The 21,987-nt window shown below is 60.3% G+C and carries 15 protein-coding genes and 3 pseudogenes; 9 read left to right on the top strand and 9 right to left on the bottom strand.

From position 1 onward, the window contains the following. Window positions 1-12: 12 nt before the first annotated feature. The 5 genes and pseudogenes from epd to fba all read left to right on the top strand — a co-directional run bounded on the left by epd (window position 13) and on the right by fba (window position 4,161). Window positions 13-1,076: pseudogene (gene epd, locus JFV26_RS04105) on the top strand (erythrose-4-phosphate dehydrogenase). Between the two features lie 17 nt (window positions 1,077-1,093). Next, the gene (locus JFV26_RS04100) at window positions 1,094-2,257 is read left to right on the top strand and encodes a phosphoglycerate kinase (protein WP_201189964.1); all 1,164 of its coding nucleotides are present in this window, start codon (window positions 1,094-1,096) and stop codon (window positions 2,255-2,257) included. A 34-nt stretch (window positions 2,258-2,291) separates the two neighbouring features. Beyond that, window positions 2,292-2,513 (top strand): hypothetical protein, encoded by a 222-nt coding sequence (locus tag JFV26_RS04095; RefSeq protein ID WP_201189962.1) that lies wholly within the window; start codon window positions 2,292-2,294, stop codon window positions 2,511-2,513. Window positions 2,514-2,569: 56 nt separating this feature from the next. Further along, window positions 2,570-2,908 (top strand): MliC family protein, encoded by a 339-nt coding sequence (locus tag JFV26_RS04090; RefSeq protein WP_201189960.1) that lies wholly within the window; start codon window positions 2,570-2,572, stop codon window positions 2,906-2,908. Window positions 2,909-3,096: 188 nt separating this feature from the next. Continuing rightward, the gene (gene fba / locus JFV26_RS04085) at window positions 3,097-4,161 is read left to right on the top strand and encodes a class II fructose-bisphosphate aldolase (protein ID WP_054044249.1); all 1,065 of its coding nucleotides are present in this window, start codon (window positions 3,097-3,099) and stop codon (window positions 4,159-4,161) included. 245 nt (window positions 4,162-4,406) lie between these two features. Here the strand turns inward: fba and JFV26_RS04080 are convergent, their stop codons facing one another. After that, window positions 4,407-5,075, bottom strand: a complete 669-nt coding sequence (locus tag JFV26_RS04080) for a polysaccharide lyase family 7 protein (RefSeq protein WP_201189958.1) — start codon at window positions 5,073-5,075, stop codon at window positions 4,407-4,409. A gap of 321 nt (window positions 5,076-5,396) precedes the next feature. On the opposite strand from JFV26_RS04080, the gene JFV26_RS04075 reads away from it, so the two are divergent. From JFV26_RS04075 to JFV26_RS04065, 3 genes and pseudogenes are all read left to right on the top strand, one after another. Beyond that, window positions 5,397-7,520, top strand: coding sequence for a putative bifunctional diguanylate cyclase/phosphodiesterase (locus tag JFV26_RS04075; RefSeq protein WP_201189956.1), 2,124 nt, complete (start codon window positions 5,397-5,399; stop codon window positions 7,518-7,520). A 45-nt stretch (window positions 7,521-7,565) separates the two neighbouring features. Next, a pseudogene (locus tag JFV26_RS04070) lies at window positions 7,566-8,056 on the top strand (M48 metallopeptidase family protein). Window positions 8,057-8,173: 117 nt separating this feature from the next. After that, on the top strand, window positions 8,174-8,470 hold the full coding sequence (locus JFV26_RS04065) for a winged helix-turn-helix domain-containing protein (protein WP_201189954.1): 297 nt from the start codon (window positions 8,174-8,176) through the stop codon (window positions 8,468-8,470). Window positions 8,471-8,566: 96 nt separating this feature from the next. On the opposite strand, the gene JFV26_RS04060 is transcribed toward JFV26_RS04065, so the two are convergent. Beyond that, window positions 8,567-9,019, bottom strand: coding sequence for a GNAT family N-acetyltransferase (locus JFV26_RS04060; RefSeq protein ID WP_201189952.1), 453 nt, complete (start codon window positions 9,017-9,019; stop codon window positions 8,567-8,569). A gap of 257 nt (window positions 9,020-9,276) precedes the next feature. Between JFV26_RS04060 and JFV26_RS04055 the strand changes: the two genes are divergently transcribed. Beyond that, window positions 9,277-10,014 carry a substrate-binding periplasmic protein gene (locus tag JFV26_RS04055; protein WP_201189950.1) on the top strand — a complete coding sequence of 246 codons (738 nt, stop codon included), beginning with the start codon at window positions 9,277-9,279 and terminating at the stop codon, window positions 10,012-10,014. A 129-nt stretch (window positions 10,015-10,143) separates the two neighbouring features. Here JFV26_RS04055 and yccS read toward each other — a convergent pair whose 3' ends face one another. The 7 genes and pseudogenes from yccS to betA all read right to left on the bottom strand — a co-directional run bounded on the left by yccS (window position 10,144) and on the right by betA (window position 21,857). Beyond that, window positions 10,144-12,327 carry a YccS family putative transporter gene (gene yccS / locus JFV26_RS04050; protein WP_201189948.1) on the bottom strand — a complete coding sequence of 728 codons (2,184 nt, stop codon included), beginning with the start codon at window positions 12,325-12,327 and terminating at the stop codon, window positions 10,144-10,146. 258 nt (window positions 12,328-12,585) lie between these two features. Next, window positions 12,586-13,763, bottom strand: a pseudogene (locus JFV26_RS04045) (NAD(P)/FAD-dependent oxidoreductase). 142 nt (window positions 13,764-13,905) lie between these two features. Then, window positions 13,906-15,243, bottom strand: a complete 1,338-nt coding sequence (gene dbpA / locus JFV26_RS04040) for an ATP-dependent RNA helicase DbpA (protein ID WP_242487746.1) — start codon at window positions 15,241-15,243, stop codon at window positions 13,906-13,908. Between the two features lie 230 nt (window positions 15,244-15,473). Then, window positions 15,474-16,901: a multidrug transporter subunit MdtD gene (gene mdtD / locus JFV26_RS04035; RefSeq protein WP_201189944.1), complete on the bottom strand. Its 1,428-nt coding sequence runs from the start codon at window positions 16,899-16,901 to the stop codon at window positions 15,474-15,476. A gap of 188 nt (window positions 16,902-17,089) precedes the next feature. Continuing rightward, the gene (locus tag JFV26_RS04030) at window positions 17,090-18,433 is read right to left on the bottom strand and encodes a TldD/PmbA family protein (protein WP_201189942.1); all 1,344 of its coding nucleotides are present in this window, start codon (window positions 18,431-18,433) and stop codon (window positions 17,090-17,092) included. Beyond that, on the bottom strand, window positions 18,426-19,868 hold the full coding sequence (locus tag JFV26_RS04025) for a TldD/PmbA family protein (RefSeq protein WP_201189940.1): 1,443 nt from the start codon (window positions 19,866-19,868) through the stop codon (window positions 18,426-18,428). The genes JFV26_RS04030 and JFV26_RS04025 overlap by 8 nt, the downstream gene beginning before the upstream one ends. Before the next feature lie 285 nt (window positions 19,869-20,153). After that, window positions 20,154-21,857 carry a choline dehydrogenase gene (betA, locus tag JFV26_RS04020; protein WP_201189938.1) on the bottom strand — a complete coding sequence of 568 codons (1,704 nt, stop codon included), beginning with the start codon at window positions 21,855-21,857 and terminating at the stop codon, window positions 20,154-20,156. Window positions 21,858-21,987 lie beyond the last annotated feature (130 nt).

Here is a 21,987-nt window from a genome sequence, read left to right as displayed (position 1 = left end):
ATCGAGAACCCCATGCCTCAACCGCGTCCCTACAAAGTTGCACTCAACGGCTACGGCCGGATTGGTCGTTGCGTCTTGCGTGCGTTGTTTGAGCGAGGCTCGATGGCCGGGTTTGAAATTGTCGCGATCAACGATCTGGCTGACATGGCCAGCATCGAATACCTGACACGCTTCGACTCCACTCACGGGCGTTTCCCCGGCGAAGTGCGGGTTGAGGGCGATTGTCTGCATATTCAAGGCAACTGCGTGAAGGTCCTGCGCAGTGCTATCCCCGAAGGCATCGATTGGGCGTCCCTGGGCGTCGATCTGGTGCTGGAGTGCTCCGGCGCTTACCACACCCGTGAAGACGGCCAGCGTTTCCTCGACGCCGGCGCCCCGCGGGTGCTGTTTTCCCAGCCGATGGCCAGCGAGGCAGATGTCGACGCCACCATCGTCTACGGCGTGAACCAGGATTGCCTGACCGGCGACGAACTGCTGGTGTCCAACGCGTCCTGCACCACCAACTGCGGCGTGCCGCTGTTGCGCCTGCTGGACCAGGCCATTGGCCTGGAATACGTGTCGATCACCACCATCCACTCGGCGATGAACGATCAACCGGTGATCGACGCCTATCACCACGAAGACCTGCGCCGGACCCGCTCGGCGTTCCAGTCGGTGATCCCGGTGTCCACTGGTCTGGCGCGTGGCATCGAACGCCTGCTGCCGGAACTTGCCGGGCGAATTCAGGCCAAAGCGGTACGGGTGCCGACGGTGAACGTGTCCTGCCTCGACATTACGATGCAGACCGTGAGCGACACCGACGCCACCGAGGTCAACCGGATTCTGCGTGAGGCCGCCACCAGCGGCCCGCTCAAAGGCCTGTTGGCCTACACCGAGCTCCCCATGCAAGCTGTGATTTCAACCATGATCCACATTCGGCCATCGTCGATGCCAGTCAGACCCGCGTTTCCGGCCCACGGCTGGTGAACATCCTGGCCTGGTTCGACAACGAATGGGGGTTTGCCAACCGAATGCTGGACGTTGCGGAACACTATCTGCAAACAGCCACTTCAAAACCAGCTACTTCAAAACAGTAACTCAGGAATTGCGACCCATGACCGTGTTGAAGATGACCGACCTCGATCTGCAAGGTAAGCGCGTACTGATCCGCGAAGACCTCAACGTCCCAATCAAGGACGGTGTTGTCACCAGCGATGCGCGTATCCTGGCCTCGCTGCCGACCATCAAGCTGGCCCTGGAAAAAGGCGCGGCCGTGATGGTCTGCTCGCACCTTGGCCGTCCGACCGAAGGCGAGTTCTCGGCCGAGAACAGCCTCAAGCCTGTCGCCGACTACCTGAGCAAGGCCCTGGGTCGCGAAGTGCCGCTGGTGTCCGACTACCTGGGCGGCGTTGACGTGAAGGCCGGCGACATCGTGCTGTTGGAAAACGTACGCTTCAACAAAGGCGAGAAAAAGAACGCTGACGAACTGGCCCAGCAATACGCCGCCCTGTGCGACGTGTTCGTGATGGACGCCTTCGGCACCGCTCACCGTGCCGAGGGTTCGACTCATGGTGTGTCCAAGTTCGCCAAAGTCGCTGCTGCGGGCCCGTTGCTGGCCGCTGAACTGGACGCACTGGGCAAAGCCCTCGGCGCCCCGGCCCAGCCAATGGCGGCCATCGTTGCCGGTTCCAAGGTCTCGACCAAACTCGACGTGCTCAATAGCCTGAGCCAGATCTGCAATCAGTTGATCGTTGGCGGCGGCATTGCCAACACTTTCCTGGCCGCCGCCGGTCACCCGGTGGGCAAGTCGCTGTACGAGCCTGATTTGCTGGACACCGCCCGCGCCATCGCCGCCAAAGTCAGCGTGCCGCTGCCAGTGGATGTTGTGGTTGCCAAGGAATTCGCTGAAAGCGCCACCGCTACCGTCAAGCTGATCGCGGACGTGGCTGCCGACGATATGATCCTGGACATCGGCCCACAGACCGCGGCGAATTTCGCCGAGTTGCTGAAGTCGTCCAGGACCATTCTGTGGAACGGCCCGGTCGGTGTGTTCGAATTCGACCAGTTCGGTAACGGCACCAAAGTGCTGGCCCAGGCCATCGCTGACAGCTCGGCGTTCTCCATCGCGGGCGGCGGCGACACCCTGGCCGCTATCGATAAATATGGCGTAGCGGATCAGATCTCCTACATTTCGACCGGCGGCGGGGCATTCCTCGAGTTCGTTGAAGGCAAGGTGCTGCCGGCCGTTGAAGTCCTGGAAAGCCGGGCCAAGGCCTGAGGCCGCCCCAATGACCAGGCAAAGGAGTGTTTACATGGTCAGGACGCTAGCGCTGTTGATCGTCGCAGGTTCCCTGGCGGCTTGCGGGAGTAACCCGAAAGCCACGCCGGAACCCGCGCCGTCTGCGTCGGATAAAGGTTGCTACCAGGCCGACTGGCAGGCAGAAACCAACCCGGTGCTCAACAAGCGTTCCGGGCCGGATGGCCTGGAAAAATACGAGACCCAGACCCCGGCCAAGGAACGTGGCTGCCCTTGACGGGTCTGACTCTTTACTCAAGGTCGGCGGCGTGCGCCGTCGGTCGAGGAACACGGATGAAAGGTTTTATCGCCGTCATGGCGTTGGCACTGCTGGCAGGTTGCTCAAGTTTGAATTTGAACCTGTTCAACGCGTCGGCATCTGCGGACAACTGGACCACCTGGACCTGCGACAGTCAGGCCAAAGTGCTCTGGCGCTACACCGACGACAGCCGCAAGGAAGTCGACGTGCGCCTCGGCGGAGCCGATCAGGTCTACCGCTTGAAGCTTGAACCAGGCGCCGAAGGGTCGCTTTACAGCAATGACATGCTGGCGTTTCACATAAAAGGTGAGGAAGGCCTGGTGTACTGGGTCGCCACCAACGATTTGATTGGCCGCGGTTGTAAAACGCAGTAATTGACACACCACGGAGCCAATGTGGGAGCGAGCAGGCTCGCTCCCACAAGGGATACGTGGAGTTCTTAAGATTTTGCAACACCGAATGAGCGGACCGGACCAACCCCCGATCTGCAATAACTTGAATAGCCGCCGCCGCTACGGCAGGCTGGCATGATTAACGACCCAAACCGGGAGAGACACACACAATGGCACTTATCAGCATGCGCCAGATGCTGGACCACGCAGCCGAGTTCGGCTACGGCGTTCCAGCCTTCAACGTCAACAACCTTGAGCAGATGCGCGCCATCATGGAAGCCGCTGACAAGACTGACTCCCCGGTGATCGTCCAGGCTTCGGCCGGTGCCCGCAAATACGCAGGCGCCCCGTTTCTGCGTCACCTGATCCTCGCGGCAATCGAAGAATTCCCGCACATCCCGGTGTGCATGCACCAGGACCACGGCACCAGCCCTGACGTCTGCCAGCGCTCCATTCAACTGGGCTTCAGCTCGGTGATGATGGACGGTTCCCTGGGCGAAGACGGCAAGACCCCGACCGACTACGACTACAACATCCGCGTTACCCAACAAACCGTGGCCATGGCTCACGCCTGCGGCGTTTCGGTAGAAGGCGAGCTGGGCTGCCTGGGTTCGCTGGAAACCGGCATGGCCGGTGAAGAAGACGGCATCGGCGCAGAGGGCGTGCTCGATCACAGCCAAATGCTGACCGACCCGGAAGAAGCCGCTGACTTCGTCAAACGCACCCAGGTCGACGCCCTGGCCATCGCCATCGGTACCAGCCACGGCGCCTACAAGTTCACCAAGCCACCTACCGGCGACGTGCTGGCGATCGACCGCATCAAAGAAATCCACAAGCGCATCCCGAACACCCACCTGGTGATGCACGGTTCTTCTTCGGTGCCACAAGACTGGCTGGCGATCATCAACCAGTACGGCGGCGACATCAAAGAAACCTACGGCGTCCCGGTTGAAGAAATCGTCGAAGGCATCAAGCACGGCGTGCGCAAGGTCAACATCGACACCGACCTGCGCCTGGCGTCCACCGGTGCGATGCGTCGCCTGATGGCCACCAACCCGAGCGAATTTGACCCGCGTAAGTTCTTCGGCGCGACCGTTACTGCAATGCGTGATGTGTGTATCGCACGTTATGAAGCGTTTGGTACGGCTGGTAATGCATCGAAGATCAAGCCGATCTCGTTGGAAGCGATGTATCAGCGTTACCTGAAAGGTGAGTTGAACGCTAAGGTTAACTAAGCCTGAGCGTTAAACCGTGTTGATGAAAAACCCGCCGAGAGGCGGGTTTTTTATTGCCTGAAAATCGATTCTTAATTGGCTGGCAACTTTGCGCGGGCGGGGTAGATTGCTGCGTGGGTTTCGGAGGAGAGGATCAAAAGATCGTCCGAATGCGGCCCGAGCCTTCGGCAGCTCCTGCAGGGGATCGCGTAAACCGTAGGAGCTGCCGAAGGCTGCGATCTTTTAAGGCGGTGAATACGGTTTCGCTACTTATCGTGATCAATATCCAGCTTGCTGAACGTCACTTTCCCGCCCTCGCTCGTATACCCGGTGTTGTCCTGCACATAGACCCCAGCCTTGAAGTACAGCGGCTTGTCACGCCACGTCGCGCTGATATCCGTGTCCCACTGATAACCCGCCGCACTAATGCCCAACTGACCACCAGGACTCAAGTGGATGAGGTAGGAAAACTCCTGATCCAGTTTCACGCCAGTGGCGATGGTGATGACCCGGCCTTCGTCGTCATCGGGGTGCATGCGCACTTTGGCGACGATGTTGCCCGTCTGAGCCCCCGTCTTGTATTGGTACTCAAGCTTGATCAAGGGTTTCTGGCTTTCATAGGCATGGATCTGGCCGATGACGATTTTACCGGAACTCGGTACCTGATTGACCACCAGGGTGGCACGCAGGGAATTGTCGGCTTCCGGGTAGAGCCAGTTGCGCAGGGTGCCGTTGCTGTAGGTTTCGCGAAGTTCGGTGCGGGGGTATTTTGCGTTTTCGGTTTTGGAGCCAGTGACCGGTGACCAGAAAAACAGGGTGCCGGTATCGGAATGGAAGTATTGGTCCTTGAAACCGTCCACCAGTTTGGCTGTTTCAACGGTGTACGGCGGATTGCCGACGGGAACGCTCAGGTTCCAGGTTGCGAGATCGATCATAGACAAAGCTTCCACAAATTCATGCTGCACGCTCGTGCCAGAAGCTCTAGCACGGGCCTTGGAGGCAGTCTTTATAAGCGTAGTCGGCCTTTTTGTTAATGCCCGCCAGGCAGATAATTGGCGTCAATATCCGGTCAAAAGGCCATCTTTCCCGGTTTCAGGGGGCTGTAGAGCCGACCGTTAGTCGGCTTATGGACGCTTTGGTTAAATGATGGCGCGATGACACCTACTGCTTTTGCGTATCCGGGTCTAGAGTGAAGGCTCAGTATTTGTCCGGTTTTCACGAGAAACCGGCCTGTCGCCCCGAACAAGAGAAGCAGCATGGAATGCGCGCAACCCACGCCAGGTGAAGGCAACTCTGTCCTTTTGATCGTTGATGATTACCCTGAAAACCTGATCAGCATGCGCGCGTTGTTGCAGCGCCATGACTGGCAGGTCATGACCGCCGCCTCGGGCTTCGAGGCACTCAGTTTGCTCCTTGAACACGAAGTCGACCTGGTGCTGCTGGATGTGCAGATGCCGGGCATGGACGGCTTTGAAGTCGCGCGGTTGATGCGCGGCAGTCAGCGCACTCGCCTTACGCCAATCATTTTCCTCACCGCCAACGAACAGTCGCAGGACGCCGTGATCAAGGGTTACGCCAGTGGCGCGGTGGATTACCTGTTCAAACCCTTCGACCCGCAGATCCTCAAGCCCAAGGTCCAGGCGTTGCTTGAGCATCAGCGTAACCGTCGGGCGTTGCAGCGCTTGAGCCATGATCTGGAGGTGGCCCGCGCCTTCAATGCCTCGGTGCTGGACAATGCTGCCGAAGGCATTCTGGTGGTGGGCGAGGACGGCCTCATTCGCTTTGCCAACCCAGCGATGTCGCGGCTGCTCAATGCCACGATCAAGGATTTGCAGGGCCGGGAGTTTCTGGATTTTCTGCAAAAGCCGCATATTCCGATCTGGTCCGAGTCCGACCTTTATATTGGTTACAAACGCGGCGAAACCCTGCGTCTGCATGATGCGTTGTTGCGTACAGCGCCGGGCCAGCAAGTGCCGGTGGCATTGTCCTGTGCGCCATTGCCCTCCGAGCAGCACGCGATGGTGGTGACGGTGCTGGACATGTCGGTGGTGCGGCACCTGCATCAGCAACTGGAGTTCCAGGCCGTCACCGATCCGCTGACCGGGCTGCTCAATCGACGGGGCTTTTACCAGACCGTGGAAAACCTGCTGCTGCGCGGCGAACGTTCAGACAGCGCCTGGGTGCTGCTCTACCTCGATCTTGACGGTTTCAAGCGGGTCAATGATTCCCTCGGTCACGATGCCGGTGACCGGGTATTGCGCTGGGTGTCCGAACAGCTGAAAGCCTGCTTGCGACCCTTCGACATTCTGGCGCGCATGGGCGGCGATGAGTTCACCGCGCTGCTGGATCTGGAGTTCCCCGAACAAGCAGCGAAGATTGCCGAGAAGCTGATCGAGCGAGTGTCGATCTGTCAGCAGATCGAAGGGTTGGACATTGCTCTGGGCGCCAGTATTGGCATAGCCACGTACCCGGATTGCGGTTCCAACCTCGACGGTTTACTGCGGGCCTCCGACATTGCGATGTACGAAGCCAAGCGCGCCGGACGTCAGCAATATCGCTTTTACGACCACGAAATGAACGGTCGGGCGCGCTCGCGTTTGATGCTTGAAGAAAGCGTGCGCACGGCCATTGAGAACCGTGATTTCAACCTGGTCTATCAACCGCAAGTGGCAATCAATGGCGGACAGATTCGCGGCTTCGAGGCGTTGCTGCGCTGGCAGCACCCAAGCGTCGGCGATGTTCCGCCGGGGCTGTTTTTGCCGTTGCTGGAAGAGGCACGGCTGATCAGTCGACTGGGCAGTTGGATATACCACCGCAGTGCCAAGCAACGTAAAGTCTGGGAAACCTTGTTTACCGAGGATCTGGTGCTGGGCGTGAGTTTGAGCAGTACGCAGTTCGGCATGCCCAACCTGGTGACCGAGTTGCGCCAGGTACTGGAGCGCCATGGCCTGGAGCCGCGTCAAATTGAAGTCGAAGTCACCGAAGAAGCCCTGCTGCAAAATCCCGAGGAAACCCGCAAGCAGTTGCGTTTGCTGCGCAATCTGGGGGTTCGGGTGGCGTTGGATGACTTCGGCTCGGGGCCGTGCTCGTTGTCTCATCTGCGTGACCTGGAGTTGGACACCCTCAAGTTCGACCGGCATCTGATTGCCCGGTTGCCGGAGTCGTCGCGTGATGCGGCGCTGGTGCGCACGGTTATCGATCTGTGCAAGGAGTATGGTCTGCTGGTGATCGCCGAAGGCGTGGAAACGGTTGCGCAATACGAGTGGCTGCAGGCCAATGGCTGCGAGTGTGTACAGGGATTCCTGGTGGCGCGGCCGCTGACGGCCGAAGATGCGGGCGAGTTTGTGCAGCCCTTCGACTGGAGCGCGCTGCTCAGCTGAATTCGCTACACTGGCGACCTTTTCGTGATTCGTGTTGCCCGCCCAATGACCGCGTTGAAATACCTCCAGGCCTACCCCGCAGCGTTGCAGGACCAAGTGCGCCAGCTGATCGCCGAAGGTCGGCTGGGCGACTACCTGAGTCAGCGCTATCCGCAAAAGCACGGCGTGCAAAGCGACAAGGCGTTGTACACCTATGCCCTGGACCTGAAGCAGGAATACCTGCGTAACGCGCCGGCCATCGACAAGGTGTTATTCGATAACCGCCTGGACCTGACCCACCGCGCCCTCGGCCTGCACACCACGATTTCCGGGTGCAGGGCGGCAAGCTCAAGGCCAAGAAGGAGATTCGCGTTGCTTCGCTGTTCAAGGAGGCGCCGTCAGAGTTTTTGAAAATGATCGTGGTGCATGAACTCGCGCATTTCAAAGAGTCGGATCACAACAAGGCGTTCTACAAGCTGTGCGAACACATGTTGCCGGGGTATCACCAGGTCGAGTTTGATTTGCGGGTTTATCTGACTTGGCGGGATATGCAATAAAAGATCAAAAGATCGCAGCCTTCGGCAGCGCGCACAGGCGCGTAGGAGCTGCCGAAGGCTCGGGCCGCGTTCGGACGATCTTTTGATCTTGATCTCTAATAAATCAGGAGCATATGGATGGATGTCAGCAAGACCAAAAGCAGCTTCTACCGCCGGCTATACGTGGCGTACCTGATCGACAGCGGGCTGGCCAGCAGCGTCCCGACATTGACCGAAGTGACCGGCATGCCTCGGCGCACAGCCCAGGACACCATCGCGGCACTGGCGGATCTGGATATCGTCTGTGAGTTCGAGCAGGAGGACGGCGCGCGTAACCATGCCGGGCGTTATCGGATTCGGGATTGGGGAGCGATTGATCGCGGGTGGATTGAGCGTAATTTGCGGCAGATTAAAGCGGTGTTGGAGTATCCCTGAGATTTGCAGCGTCTGTTCCGGCGTCTTCGCGAGCAGGCTCGCTCCCACAGGGGATCGCATTCCAATGTGGGAGCGAGCCTGCTCGCGATAGAGATTTCAGGAACGACGCATCCCTATGTGCGGAATGCCATCCTCGACATATTCCTCACCGGCGACAACAAACCCGTACCGCCCGTAATACCCCTGTAAATGTGCCTGGGCCGAGAGATAGATCGGCACTTCAGGCCAGCGTTTGTCAGCCTGCTTCAATGCCTGGTCCATCATTTCATGCCCCAGCCCCTGGCCACGACCTTCTGGCGCGGTCACCACCCGACCGATCACCACATCGCCGCCCTGTAGCTGCGGGTCGAGCAAACGCAGATAAGCCACCAGTCGCTCCCCGTCCCAACCCATCAAATGGCAGGTGTCGCCTTCCAGATCCTGGCCATCGACATCCTGGTAGGCACACTGCTGCTCGACGACGAACACCTCGGCACGCAGTTTCAAAAGGGCATACAGCTGTTCTTTACCCAGATCGCTGTGATGTTTGCAGACCCACTCGATTGTCATCTTCACATTCCTTGAACAACGTCCTACAGATACTAAGCGTCCTGAAGAAAGATGTCTTGATGGCAGAGAAATCTGTGACAAAGGCCAAAATGCCATCATTCATTTCGTGCGGCATTGTCTTCTTTGTGTAATCTGCAAGTAAGCGCTGTGCAGTGGCTTCAATGAGCTAAGGTTCAGTGTCGGCAAGTCGGTAACGAAGTCTTGGAGTTTTGGCTGAAAAATACGCCGGGCAGCCCGCCCGCTAAGGATTTTCTAGTATGCCGCGATTGCATCGAGCTTTTGCCTTGATTGGATTGCTGTTGCTGACTCAGTACGCGGCGGCGGAAAAGCTGCGTCTGGTGGCCGATGCCTGGCCGCCCTTTACCGATGCCACGCTGGTCAATGGCGGGTTGGCCACGGACATCGTCAGTACCGCGCTGGCCCGGGCCGGCTATGCCAGCGATTTCGAGCAGGTGCCCTGGGCGCGGGCCTTGCTGGGTGTGGGTGAGGGCCGTTACGACGTGCTGGTCAACGCCTGGTATAACGACGAGCGCACCAAGCTTGGCCAGTTTTCCGATGAGTACTTGCTCAACCGCGTGCGCTTCATCAAGCGCAAAGACGCGCCGATCGAATACAACAACCTTCAGCAACTTCACACCTACCCGATCGCGGTGGTGCGGGGTTACGCCTACTCATCGGAATTCGATGAGGATGCAGCGTTGCAGAAAGTCCCTGTACATAACTTCGCCATGGCCGTGCGCATGCTGGCGGCTGACCGGGTCAAGCTGACCCTGGAAGATGAGTACGTCGCCCGCTACTACCTGGCGCGTGAATCGGCCAAGGTGCGTAACTCGGTCGAATTTTTACCCAAGCCGCTGAGTGAAAACAGCCTGCATATTCTGGTCAGCCTGAAGAACCCGGAGCATGAGCAGATTGTGGCGGGTTTTGATCGAGAGATTGCGGCGATGAAGGCGGACGGGAGTTATGAGCGGTTGATGAGGCAGCATGGGATGTGAGGCGGGTTGATCCAGTTGTAGGGGTGTGGCTGATATTGCCTTCGCGAGCAGGCTCGCTCCCACCTTGGAATGCGTACAGCTGTGGGAGCGAGCCTGCTCGCGAAGAGGCCCGCCCAGCCACTATAAATCTCAGGTCTCGCTGGTGTCTTTAATCAAATGCGCCGCCAACGTGCGCAACGGCCCCAACTGCCGGCAGATCAACGCCAACTGCGTCTGCACCAACCGTTGACCTTCATCAATCTCATCCGGCATCTGCTCCAGCGTATTGGCCAGCGCTTCTTCTTCATCGCTCTGAATCGCAATCGGCAGTTTGCTCGCCAGCCCTTGGGCGATCTCATCGATGCTCGCTGCCAGGCTGACCCCGGCGCCGTCGATCAACTGCTCGTGGACATCCGGCGGCAGTTGGGTCTCGCGGTGCGCGCCCAGGCCTGACAAGTAACTCAAGAGCGTGTGGGACAGCACCAGAAAGCGGAAGCCGACATCCGCTTCCTTGCGGAAATGCCCCGGCTCCATGAGCATGTTCGCCAGCGTGGTCGACAGCGCCGCATCGGCGTTGTGCGCGTTGCGTCGGGCCAGGCGATAAGCCAAGTCATCGCTTTTGCCGGCGGCGTATTGCTGCATGATCTGACGCAGGTAAATGCTGTTGCAGGTCAGGGTATTGGCCAGCACTTTGTTCAGGCGTCGGCCCTGCCAGTCCGGCAGGAACAGGAACACCGCGAGCCCGGCGATCAGGCTGCCAAGCAAGGTATCGAACAGTCGCGGCAGGAACAGCCCGTAACCGTCCCCCACCTGGTTGAAGCAGAACAGCACCATCAAGGTGATCGCGGCGGTCGCCAGGGTGTAGCGGGTGGTGCGGTTGATAAAGAACACCACCCCGGCGGCGATGGCGAAGCATGACTGGATCAACGGGCTCGGGAACAGATCGAACAGCGCCCAGGCCAGGGTCAGGCCGATGGCGGTGCCGATAATCCGCTGGCCGAGTTTGCGCCGGGTGGCGCCGTAGTTCGGCTGACAGACAAACAGCGTGGTGAGGATGATCCAGTATCCCTGGGACGGATGGATCAAATGCACCATGCCGTAGCCGATACTCAAGGCCAGGGGCAAGCGCAGGGCGTGGCGGAACAGCAACGAGGTCGGCGTCAGCTGTGTGCGCAAACGAATCCATACATCCTTGAGGTTGCGCGGCGAACGGTCGAGCAGGCTGCTGTCGGTGGCGTCGGCGAGGGCGTCGGGGTTGCTGGCGTCGCTGAGCAAACGGTCGAGGGTGCCGAGGTTGGCAGCCAATGCGCGCAAGGAGCGCAGCAGCCCGCGCCAGGCCGGGTTGCTCTGGATGCGCAGGTGTTCGAGGGAGGCGTGCAGGTCGCTCAGGGCTTCGGCGAAGCTGGCGTCATAGACGAAGGGCTGGCGCATCTGGATCGATTCGGCCAGGGCCCGGCAGGCTTTGCCTTGCTGGCGCAGCAGGCGCTGGCAGCGGAACATCACGTCGCTGTGGAAGAACGCATCGGCCAGGGCGTTGTAAGGGTAGTGCGAGGAACTGGCACGTTCGTGGATGTCCTGGGCGAGGAAGTACAGCTTGAGGTAACGGCTGACTTTCGAGCCCGGCCGACCGTTGCCGACTCGGTGCAGGATGATTTCCTTGGCGACGTTCAGGGCCGCCACCACCCGACCGTTTTGCTGCGCCAGTTCCAGGCGTCGCGCTTCCACGTCCATTTGCCGGATCGGTTCGAACAGCGACGATTTGAGCTTCAGGTACAACCCCAACTCACGGAACAACCGCGCCAGGCTTTGCTGCACCGGTTGGTTGGAAAACAACGCCTGCCACAACACCGAGAGCAAACCGTACCAGGCTGCGCCGGCCACCAGCAGCACCGGCTCGTGCCAGAAATCAGTCACTGCGCCGCCACGCTGGTCCACGCCGATCATGGTGTAGACCGACAGAATCAGCGTCGCCGAGGCAATCGCGCCATAGCGTTCGCCGAGGGCGCCGAGCATGGTCAGGCCGAAGGCGGCCAGCGCCAGGGCGATGATAAAGATGATGGGGTAGGGGAACAGCAATTCGACCGAGAACGCGGCAATGCTGAAACACACCAGTGTCACGGCCAGCGCGTTGAGGCGGCCCTGCCAGCTGTCGTCGGTCTCGGCCAGGGCGCTGGCGATGATGCCCAGGAACAACGGGATCAACAGCCCCATTTCATCCTGATACCAACAAACGGCCATGCTGCCGGTCAGGGCGATGAACACCCGCACGCTGTAGCTGAATTTATCCAGCGCCCAGAGGCGACGCAGAGACTGACTGAATGGGGTCGATGACATGAAGTGCGAGGGCCTTCCGAGGCGATGACGCTAAATTGAGCCAGTAATGACGCCGACGCAATGGCGTCGATCACATCTGACAGCAAAATCTGTTCCTTGCGTGGCGAACATGGGTTTATCAACTTGAAATGAAATCCCCTGTAGGAGCTGCCGAAGGCTCGGGCCGCGTTCGGACGATCTTTTGACGTTGCTTTTCAAGATCAAAAGATCGTCCGAACGCGGCCCGAGCCTTCGGCAGCTCCTACAGGGGCGGTGGGGTCAGACGTATTGTGCCGCCGCGTAACCTGAAGCCCAGGCCCACTGGAAGTTGAAGCCGCCCAGGTGCCCGGTGACGTCGAGTACTTCACCGATGAAGTACAGGCCAGGGCTTTTCAGCGATTCCATTGTCTTGGACGACACCTCGTGGGTATCGACCCCGCCCAAGGTCACTTCGGCAGTACGGTAGCCTTCGGTGCCGGCGGGCACGACTGTCCAGCTCGCCAGTTTTTCGGCGATGTCGGCAATTTCCGCGTGGGTGTATTGCTTCATCGGTTTGGAAACGAACCAGCTGTCCGCCAGCAGGTTGGCCATCTTCCTGGTGAAGATTTCCCCAGCAGGGTTTTCAATTCGCTGTTCGGGCGTTCGGCCTGTTGCTGCTGCAGCCAGCTCGGCACGTCGTGGTCCGGCATCAGGTTGATCTCAACCGCATCGCCGGATTCCCAGAACGAAGAAATTTGTAAAATCGCCGGGCCGCTAAGGCCACGGTGAGTGAACAGGATGTTCTCGCGAAAGCTCTGCTCGTTGCAGCTCACCAGGCAATCCACCGACGTACCGGACAGCTCGGTGCATAACTCTTTGAGCTGATCGGTGATGGTGAAGGGCACCAGGCCGGCGCGGGTTGGCAGCAGGTCGTGGCCGAACTGCTTGGCCACCTGATAGCCAAAACCGGTCGCACCCAGGGTCGGGATCGACAAGCCGCCGGTGGCGATCACCAACGATTCGCAGGTCAACTGACCAAGCGTGGTGTCCAGCAGGTAACCACTTTCGAGTTTCTCGATGCTCTGGATCGAGGTGTCCAGGTGCAGGCTGACGCCGACCTGATCGCACTCGTTGAGCAGCATTTCGAGGATGTCGCTGGATTTGTTATCGCAGAACAATTGGCCGAGTTTCTTCTCGTGGTACGGCACGCCGTGTTTGGCGACCATGCCGATGAAATCCCACTGGGTATAGCGCGCCAGTGCGGATTTGCAGAAGTGCTCGTTCTGCGAGAGAAAATTGCCAGGTTCGCTGTACATGTTGGTGAAATTGCAGCGGCCACCGCCCGACATCAGGATTTTCTTGCCGGCCTTGTTGGCGTGGTCGAGCAACATCACCTTGCGCCCGCGCCCGGCGGCGGTCAGCGCACACATCAACCCTGCGGCGCCAGCGCCAATGATCACGACTTCGGTAGAGCGCAAAACGGTGTCCTCACACAAAATTCAGGGCCTGGCGAGACTGGTAGGAGCAAAGCTTGCTCGCGATTGAGGCGCCGCGGTCCGTCAGAGGATCGCGTCATCGTTCATCGCGGGCAAGCCTTGCTCCTACAGGGCGGTGGCGGTTTTACAGGATACGCACGCGCAACGAACGGCCTTTGATCTTGCCGTCGTTCAGGCGCTGCAAGGCCTGCTTGGCAATCCCGCGTTCTACAGCCACGTACGCCTGGAAGTCGAAGATCGCGATCTTGCCGACCTGGGCACCCGGAATGCCGGCATCGCCCGTCAATGCGCCGAGAATGTCGCCCGGGCGAACCTTGTCTTTGCGGCCTGCGCCGATGCACAACGTACTCATCACCGGCAGCAGCGGACCGCCACCCTGGGAGGTGAGATTGTCCAACTGATCCCAGCTCAACGGCGACTGTTGCAGTTTCTCGATGGCCTGGGCACGGTGCGCTTCGGACGGGGCAACCAGGCTGATCGCGATGCCTTTCTCACCGGCGCGGCCGGTACGGCCCACACGGTGGATGTGGATTTCCGAGTCACGGGCCAGTTCGACGTTGATCACCATGTCCAGCGCATCGATATCGAGACCGCGGGCGGCGACGTCGGTGGCAACCAGTACCGAAGTACTGCGGTTGGAGAACATCGCCAGCACCTGGTCGCGGTCACGCTGTTCCAGGTCGCCGTGCAGGCCGACGGCGGAAATGCCTTTGGACGTCAGGTGATCTACGGTTTCCTGAACCTGCTGCTTGGTGAAGCAGAACGCCACGCAAGACGCCGGGCGGAAGTGGCCGAGCACCTTGGTCACGGCGCTCATGCGCTCGTCCGGGGAGATTTCGTAGAAACGCTGTTCGATCTGCGTGTCGTCGTGGAACGCCTCGGCCTTGACGATCTGCGGGTTGCGCATGAACTTCGCGGCCAACTGCTTGATACCCGACGGGTACGTGGCCGAAAACAGCAGGGTCTGGCGGCGCTCCGGGGTCTGGGCAATGATTTCTTCGATGGAATCGTAGAAACCCATGTCGAGCATGCGGTCGGCTTCGTCGAGGATCAGCGTGTTCAGGCCATGCAGCACCAGCGAACCCTTGCGCAAGTGCTGCTGGATGCGGCCCGGAGTGCCGACAATGATGTGCGCGCCGTGCTCCAGCGAACCGATCTGCGGGCCGAAGGACACGCCGCCACACAGGGTCAGGACCTTGATGTTGTCTTCGGCGCGGGCCAGGCGACGGATTTCCTTGGCGACCTGGTCAGCCAGCTCGCGAGTCGGGCAAATGACCAGCGCCTGGCAACCGAAGAAGCGCGGATTGATCGGGTTCAGCAGGCCGATACCGAAGGCGGCGGTCTTGCCGCTGCCGGTCTTGGCTTGCGCGATCAGGTCCATCCCCTTGAGGATCACCGGCAAGCTTTGCGCCTGGATCGGCGTCATCTGGGCATAACCGAGGGAGTCGAGGTTAGCCAGCATGGCAGCGGACAGCGGCAAAGTATTAAAAGCGGTGGCGATGGTGGTCACGGGACGGGCCTGCAAAACAAAATGTCGCGCAGTGTATCAGTCCCGGGGCCATTCGCCCGAAGTTTCCAGACGGGCAGCGTGTAGCAGCTGCCGAGGCACGAGGCTGCGTTGCGTGTCCGCAGGACCGCCCGAGGGGACCGCTTCGCACCCCAACGCAGCCTCGTGCCTCGGCAGCTGCTACATCAGTGTTCTATGTCGTGCTCGCGATTGACCATCCGTCGGCCGTCGGTGGGTGACAGTTGCGAGAAGATCGTCGCGGCCAGCATCGCCATGACGCCCACGGTCACAAAGGTCAGTTGGAACGCGCCCAGCACGGTGTCCACACCATCATTTCCGACCTCTGCCGTGAAGCCTCCGAGCAGGGCACCGGCGCAGGCCACGCCAAGGCCCAGGGACAATTGCGCGACCACCGACAGCAAGCTGTTGCCGCTGCTGGCGCTGGCATCGTCGAGGTCGATCAGGGTGACGGTGTTCATCGCGGTGAACTGCAGGGAGTTGATCGCGCCGAGAATGGACAGCATCGCCAGCAGCAACCAGTACGGTGTCTGTTCGCTGACCAGGCCCATGGCGGCCAGCATAATCCCCAGAAACAGGGTGTTGCCGGTGAGCACGATGCGGTAACCCAAACGCTCGATGATCGGCCGCGCTACCCACTTGGCCAGCATCGCCGCCGCCGACAGCGGCAGCATGCTCATCCCGGCCTGTGACGGCGAATAACCCAGTGCCACTTGCAGCAGCAACGGCACCAGAAACGGCAGCGCACCGCCGCCGAGTCGGGCGAACAGGTTGCCGAGGATGCCGACGGCGAAGGTCCGGGTCTTGAACAGTGACGGCGAGAACAACGGGTTGTCGATGCGCCCGGCGCGCAGCCAGTACGCCGCGAGGCACGCCATGCCGGCCACCAGCAACAACATCACCCGCAAGTGCGGCAGGTGCAGTTCGCCGAGACCTTCCATGGCAATGGTGATCAGCACCATCGAAGCGCCGAACAGCATAAAGCCGACGCCGTCGAAGCGGGTACGCTCGGTACCGCGCAGGTCAGGAATGAATTTCCACACCGCGTAGCAACCGATCAGCCCCACCGGCAGGTTGACCAGAAAGATCCAGTGCCACGACAGGTATTGCACCATCCAGCCGCCGGTGGTTGGCCCCATCAAGGGGCCGAGCAGTCCGGGAATCGTGATGAAGCCCATGATCCGCACCAGCTCCGAGCGCGGGTAAGCCCGCAGCACCACCAGCCGGCCTACCGGCAACATCAAGGCACCGCCCAGACCTTGAATGACCCGCGAACCGATCAGCATCGTCAGGTTAGGCGACAAGGCGCAGAGCAGTGAGCCGAGGCTGAACAACAGAATTGCACCGAAGAAGATTTTCTTGGTGCCGAAGCGGTCGGCAATCCAGCCGGAGGCGGGGATCAGCAGCGCGACGGTGAGCATGTAGGCAATGATCACGCCTTGCATGCGCAGCGGGTTTTCCGCCAGGTCCTGGGCCATGGCCGGCAGGGCCGTGTTAAGGATCGTCCCGTCGAGGGACTGCATGAAGAAGGCAATGGCCACGACCCACGGTAACCAGCGGGCGGTGACAGGGTCGAGAGGCGGGCGGCTGGGCATGGGACCTCTTGTTAGTGTGAGATGAAACAATCCGCAGGCTGATGAAACCCTGTAGCAGCTGGCGAAGCCTGCGTTCGAGGACGAAGTCCTCGCAAACCGGAAACCACGTTCCGTCTGTAATCCCGCCTTTGCTGAGCTGGCGAGGACTGCGTCCTCGAACGCAGGCTTCGCCAGTTGCTACAAAGTGTTTACAGCGTCAAAGTGAGTCGGCTGACCAACGCGCCCGGCAACACCGCCGAGGCCGTCGCCCGCTGACTGTAAGTACTTGCCGACAGCAGCAACTCACGCTCCTGGGTCAACGCTTCCAGCTGCGAACCAAGCAGACTGTAGGCGCTGTCATCAAAGCGCATGGTGCTCACCGGCGCCTGAATCTCGCCGTTCTCGACCCAGAAGGTCGCAAACCGGGTCATGCCGGTCAGTCGCGCCGCCGGTTGATCCGAGTAGTTCAGGTACCAGAGATTGCTGATGTACAGCCCCGTGCCCAGTTGCTTGAGAATCTGCGCTTCAGGCAACGTGCCGGCCGCCATGTTCAGCGCGCTCGGCATTTCACCACCGCCGGCACCGTTGGCCGTCAGGCCATACTCGGCCGCACTGCGTGAGCTGACCATTTGCGCGCCAGCCTTGCCTTCGACGATCAAGCCCAGGTCGCTGCGCGGATAACCTTCGCCGGAGAACGCCGGGCTCAGGGAGCCGCTGACTTTTTCATCCAGCGAAACCAGCGGGCTGAACGATTGGTCGCCCGCATAAAGTTTCTGCAACGGGCTGCCTTTGCTGGCAATCGACTGTGCCGAGAAACCGCCCCAGCCGAGCATGTCCATGATTTCTTCCATGGCCGCTGGAGCCAAGTAAGCGCGGTAGTTACCCGGTGGCAAGGTGCGCAATGGCCGACCGAGAAACGCCAACTGCTCGCGGGCCTGCTGGAAGCGCTTGGCAAACCCTTCGCTGTTCCAGTCGTGCCCGGCGTAGCTGGCTTTCACCGCTTGGCCGTTGGCATGGAACAGACTGAAATCGAAGTTGAAGCTGTTGGCCTGATGCCAGCCGAACGCGCCCGAAGAACTGGCGAAGCCGCGACTGATCGGCCCGGCAGCGTAGAAACCCACCAGATCCAGCCCTTCGGCGGCCTGGGTGATTTCAGCCACGACCTGCTCGATCTCCGGCAACGGATGGTCCTGGACGTTTTTGCTCTGCCAGCCATTTTGATTGAGCATCAGGTACGGGTCCGGCGGCAGCAGCGGCAGGGTTTCGCGCAGCTGTTGCAGACCTTCGGCCAGACGCTGGACATCGGTTTGAGCATCACCGGAAAGGGTGATATCCAGGTCGGCGTGGCGACCCTCATTGATCAGTTTGAAACCGACGCTCGCCTGCTGCACCTGCCCGGCCTGACGGACCTTGGCATGGTTGAAGCGCACGAAGGCCGAGGACTCGGCGGCGTAGCCAAGGGTGAATTGCTCCGGCTCGCGAATCGCATCGCGCAGCCAGTGGACCAAGGCTTTAAACGCATCAGCCTGATTTTTGAAGTGCTCATCAGGCATCTCCCCCAAACACATCAACATGGCTGAACACGCAGGCAGGCGATGCATGGCCGACGCGGATAACCTGGTTCGGTTCGCCCTTGCCGCAGTTCGGCGTACCGAGGACCTTGACGGTGTCGGCGTTGCCGACGGCGCTGAGGTTTTTCCAGAAGTGTGCAGAGATCGCCCGGTAGTTCGGGTTCTTGACCACGCCTTTAAGCTCGCCGTTTTCGATCAACTGGCCCCACTCGCAGCCGAACTGGAATTTGTTGCGCGCATCGTCGATGGACCAGGAACGGTTGGTGCGCATCAAGATGCCGTTTTCAATGTTGCCGATCATTTGCTCCAGCGGTTGATCGCCGGACTCGATGTTCAGGTTGGCCATGCGGTCGATCGGCGGGCGGTTCCAGCCGCAGGCGCGGCTGTTGGCGACACCGTCCATGCCGGCGCGAAATTGCGAGAGCGCGCCGCCTAATGGACGCAGCAACAGGCCTTCCTTGATCAGGAATTGCTTGCTGGCGGCGGTGCCGTCGTCGTCATGCCCGTAGCTGGCAAGCTGCTCGGGAATGTCCGGGTCGAAGGTCACGTTGAGCAGTTTGGAGCCGTATTGCAGGCTGCCGAAGTCTTCGGCCTTGACGAAACTGGTGCCGGCGTAATTGCGCTCATCGCCGAGGATGCGGTCCAGCTCCAGCGGGTGACCGATGGACTCGTGGATCTGCAGCATCATCTGGTCCGGCATCAGCAGCAGGTCGCGCGGGCCCTGCGGGGTGTTGGGTGCCAGCAGCAATTGCAGTGCTTCATCGGCGATTTTCGGTGCGGCGCCGACCAGGCCGCAGCGGCTGATCACATCAAAACCGCCCTGTTGGCCGAAGTTCTCGCGGCCCAGGGTGCGGGTCTGGCTGTCGCTGCCGTCGTAGGCGGTGACTTCCAGGCTCGGGTAGACAAATCGCTGGGCCTGGCGCAGTTCGGCGCCGGCGCTGCTGAGGTAGATCTGTTCGACGTTGGTGATGCCGATGCTGACCTGCCAGTTCACCAGTCGCTCGTCTTTGGGCACGGCAGCGGATTCGGCGGCGAGCAGTTGGTAGCAATCGCTCAGGGACGGGAAGGGCTGGTCGAGGTTCGGCGATAGATAATCGGCGCGGTCGCTGGAGACCACTTGCGCGCTGAGGTCGAGCAAGGCATGGGGCTTGAGTCGGCGGGCTTGTTGCTCGGCCTTCTGCAGTGCGGCTTGCAGGCCTTGTTGCGACAGGTCGTTGGTCGCCGCGTAGGCTTCGACGCCGTTGACCCGAACGGTCAGCATCGCGCCTTCGTCACGGCTCAGGCTCGGCGGTTCGGCAACATTCTTGCGCACCGAGAGGTATTGGCCGGTCTCGCGTACATAACGCAGCGAAAAGAATTCAGCGCCCGTGCGCAACGCAGCAAAACGCTGCTTGAGCTGGGGGTGGAAATCGAACATTCGAGAACCTCCTTGGTAGGGGAAGCGGCGTATCGGTGCTGCGAGGGGGAGTGAAACGTTTGCGTGGCGCTAGATTAGGCCTGCGCGGGGGTAGGATCAAGCTTGAAACGGTGTAGGAAAGGTTTACCCGAGGTGGGTCAGGAGAAGATGTGCTGTCTGGTCGGGCCCCTTCGCGAGCAAGCCCGCTCCCACATTGGATTATCTGTGTTCACAAATGCTGTGTTCACTGGAGATCCAATATGGGAGCGGGCTTGCTCGCGAAGGCTGCGCCGCGGTGTAACGGTCTTACTGAGCAGTAGGGCTCACATCCCGCATCGGCTTGCCACGCACCGGTGCATCACCGGCCACAAAGTAAGCAGCCTTGCTACGCGGCAACGGTTGACGACCACGGATCTTGTCGGCGATTTTCTCGGCGATCATGATCGTTGGTGCATTCAGGTTGCCGGTGGTGATGATCGGCATGATCGAAGCATCGACCACCCGCAGGCTCTGCATGCCGTGCACGCGACCTTCAGCGTCAACCACGGCCATGTCGTCGGTGCCCATTTTGCAGGAGCAGGACGGGTGGAACGCGGTTTCGGCGTGTTCACGGATGAACTTGTCGAGTTGCTCATCGGTTTGCACGTCGATGCCTGGGCTGATTTCGCGGCCACGGTAGGCGTCCAAAGCAGGCTGTTGCATGATTTCGCGGGTCAGGCGGATGCCATCGCGAAATTCCTGCCAGTCTTGCTCGGTGGCCATGTAGTTGAACAGGATGCTCGGGTACTCGCGCGGATCCTTGGACTTGGCCTGGATGCGGCCACGACTCGGCGAACGCATGGAACCCATGTGCGCCTGGAAACCGTGCTCTTTCACACCGTTGCTGCCGTTGTAGTTAATCGCGACCGGCAGGAAGTGGTACTGGATGTTCGGCCAATCGAATTCTTCGCGGGTGCGGATGAAACCGCCGGCTTCGAACTGGTTGCTGGCGCCGATGCCGGTGCCGTTGAACAGCCACTCGGCACCGATGGCTGGCTGGTTGTACCAGAGCAGCGACGGGTACAGCGAGACCGGTTGGGTGCAAGCGTATTGCAGGTACAGCTCAAGGTGATCCTGCAGGTTTTCGCCGACGCCTGGCAGGTCGTGGACCACCGGGATATCGAGCTTGTTCAGCAGTTCGGCCGGGCCGACGCCGGAGCGTTGCAGAATCTGCGGCGAAGCGATGGCGCCGGAGCACAGCAGCACTTCTTTGCGGGCCTTGGCTTCAACGCGCTCTTCAGCGGCGCCGATCAGGTAACGCACGCCGACCGCACGCTTGCCGTCGAACAGGATCTTGTCGGTCAGGGCGTGAGTGACGATGGTCAGGGTCGAACGCTTCTTGGCAGTGTCCAGGTAACCGCGAGCGGTGCTGGCGCGACGGCCGTTCGGCGTCACGGTACGGTCCATCGGGCCGAAACCTTCCTGCTGGTAGCCGTTCAGGTCTTCGGTACGCGGGTAACCGGCTTGCACGCCTGCTTCAACCATCGCGTGGAACAGCGGGTTGTTGCCGGCTTTTGGCGTGGTCACGCTGACCGGACCTTCGCCGCCGTGGTAGTCGTTCGGGCCGATGTCCCGAGTTTCCGCTTTTCTGAAATAGGGCAGGCAGTTCAGGTAGTCCCAGTCTTCCAGGCCTGGCAGTTTCGACCAGTTGTCGTAATCCATCGCGTTGCCGCGGATGTAGCACATGCCGTTGATCAGCGAGGAACCGCCGAGGCCTTTGCCGCGACCGCATTCCATCCGGCGACCTTCCATGTGTGGCTCTGGATCGGTTTCGTAGGCCCAGTTGTAGCGACGGCCTTGCAGCGGGAACGCCAAGGCGGCCGGCATTTGCGTGCGGAAGTCGAAACGGTAATCCGGGCCGCCTGCTTCGAGCAGCAGGACGGTGACGCCTTCGTCTTCAGTCAGACGGGTCGCCAGGGTGTTACCGGCCGAGCCGGCACCAATGATGATGTAATCGTATTCTTGGGACATTAAATGCACCCTCTTTGAATGGTTGCAGGTCGAAATTGCCTTGAGGCCTTGCGAGTGCTTCGCACTCGATCGCGGGCAAGCCTTGCTCCTACAGAACCGAGGTCTGGCGCAGGTTTTGTGCACGACACAA

Origin of the sequence: Pseudomonas sp. TH31 (assembly GCF_016650815.1) — a bacterium.
Lineage (GTDB): Bacteria > Pseudomonadota > Gammaproteobacteria > Pseudomonadales > Pseudomonadaceae > Aquipseudomonas.
This window is presented reverse-complemented; position numbering and strand designations above follow the sequence as displayed.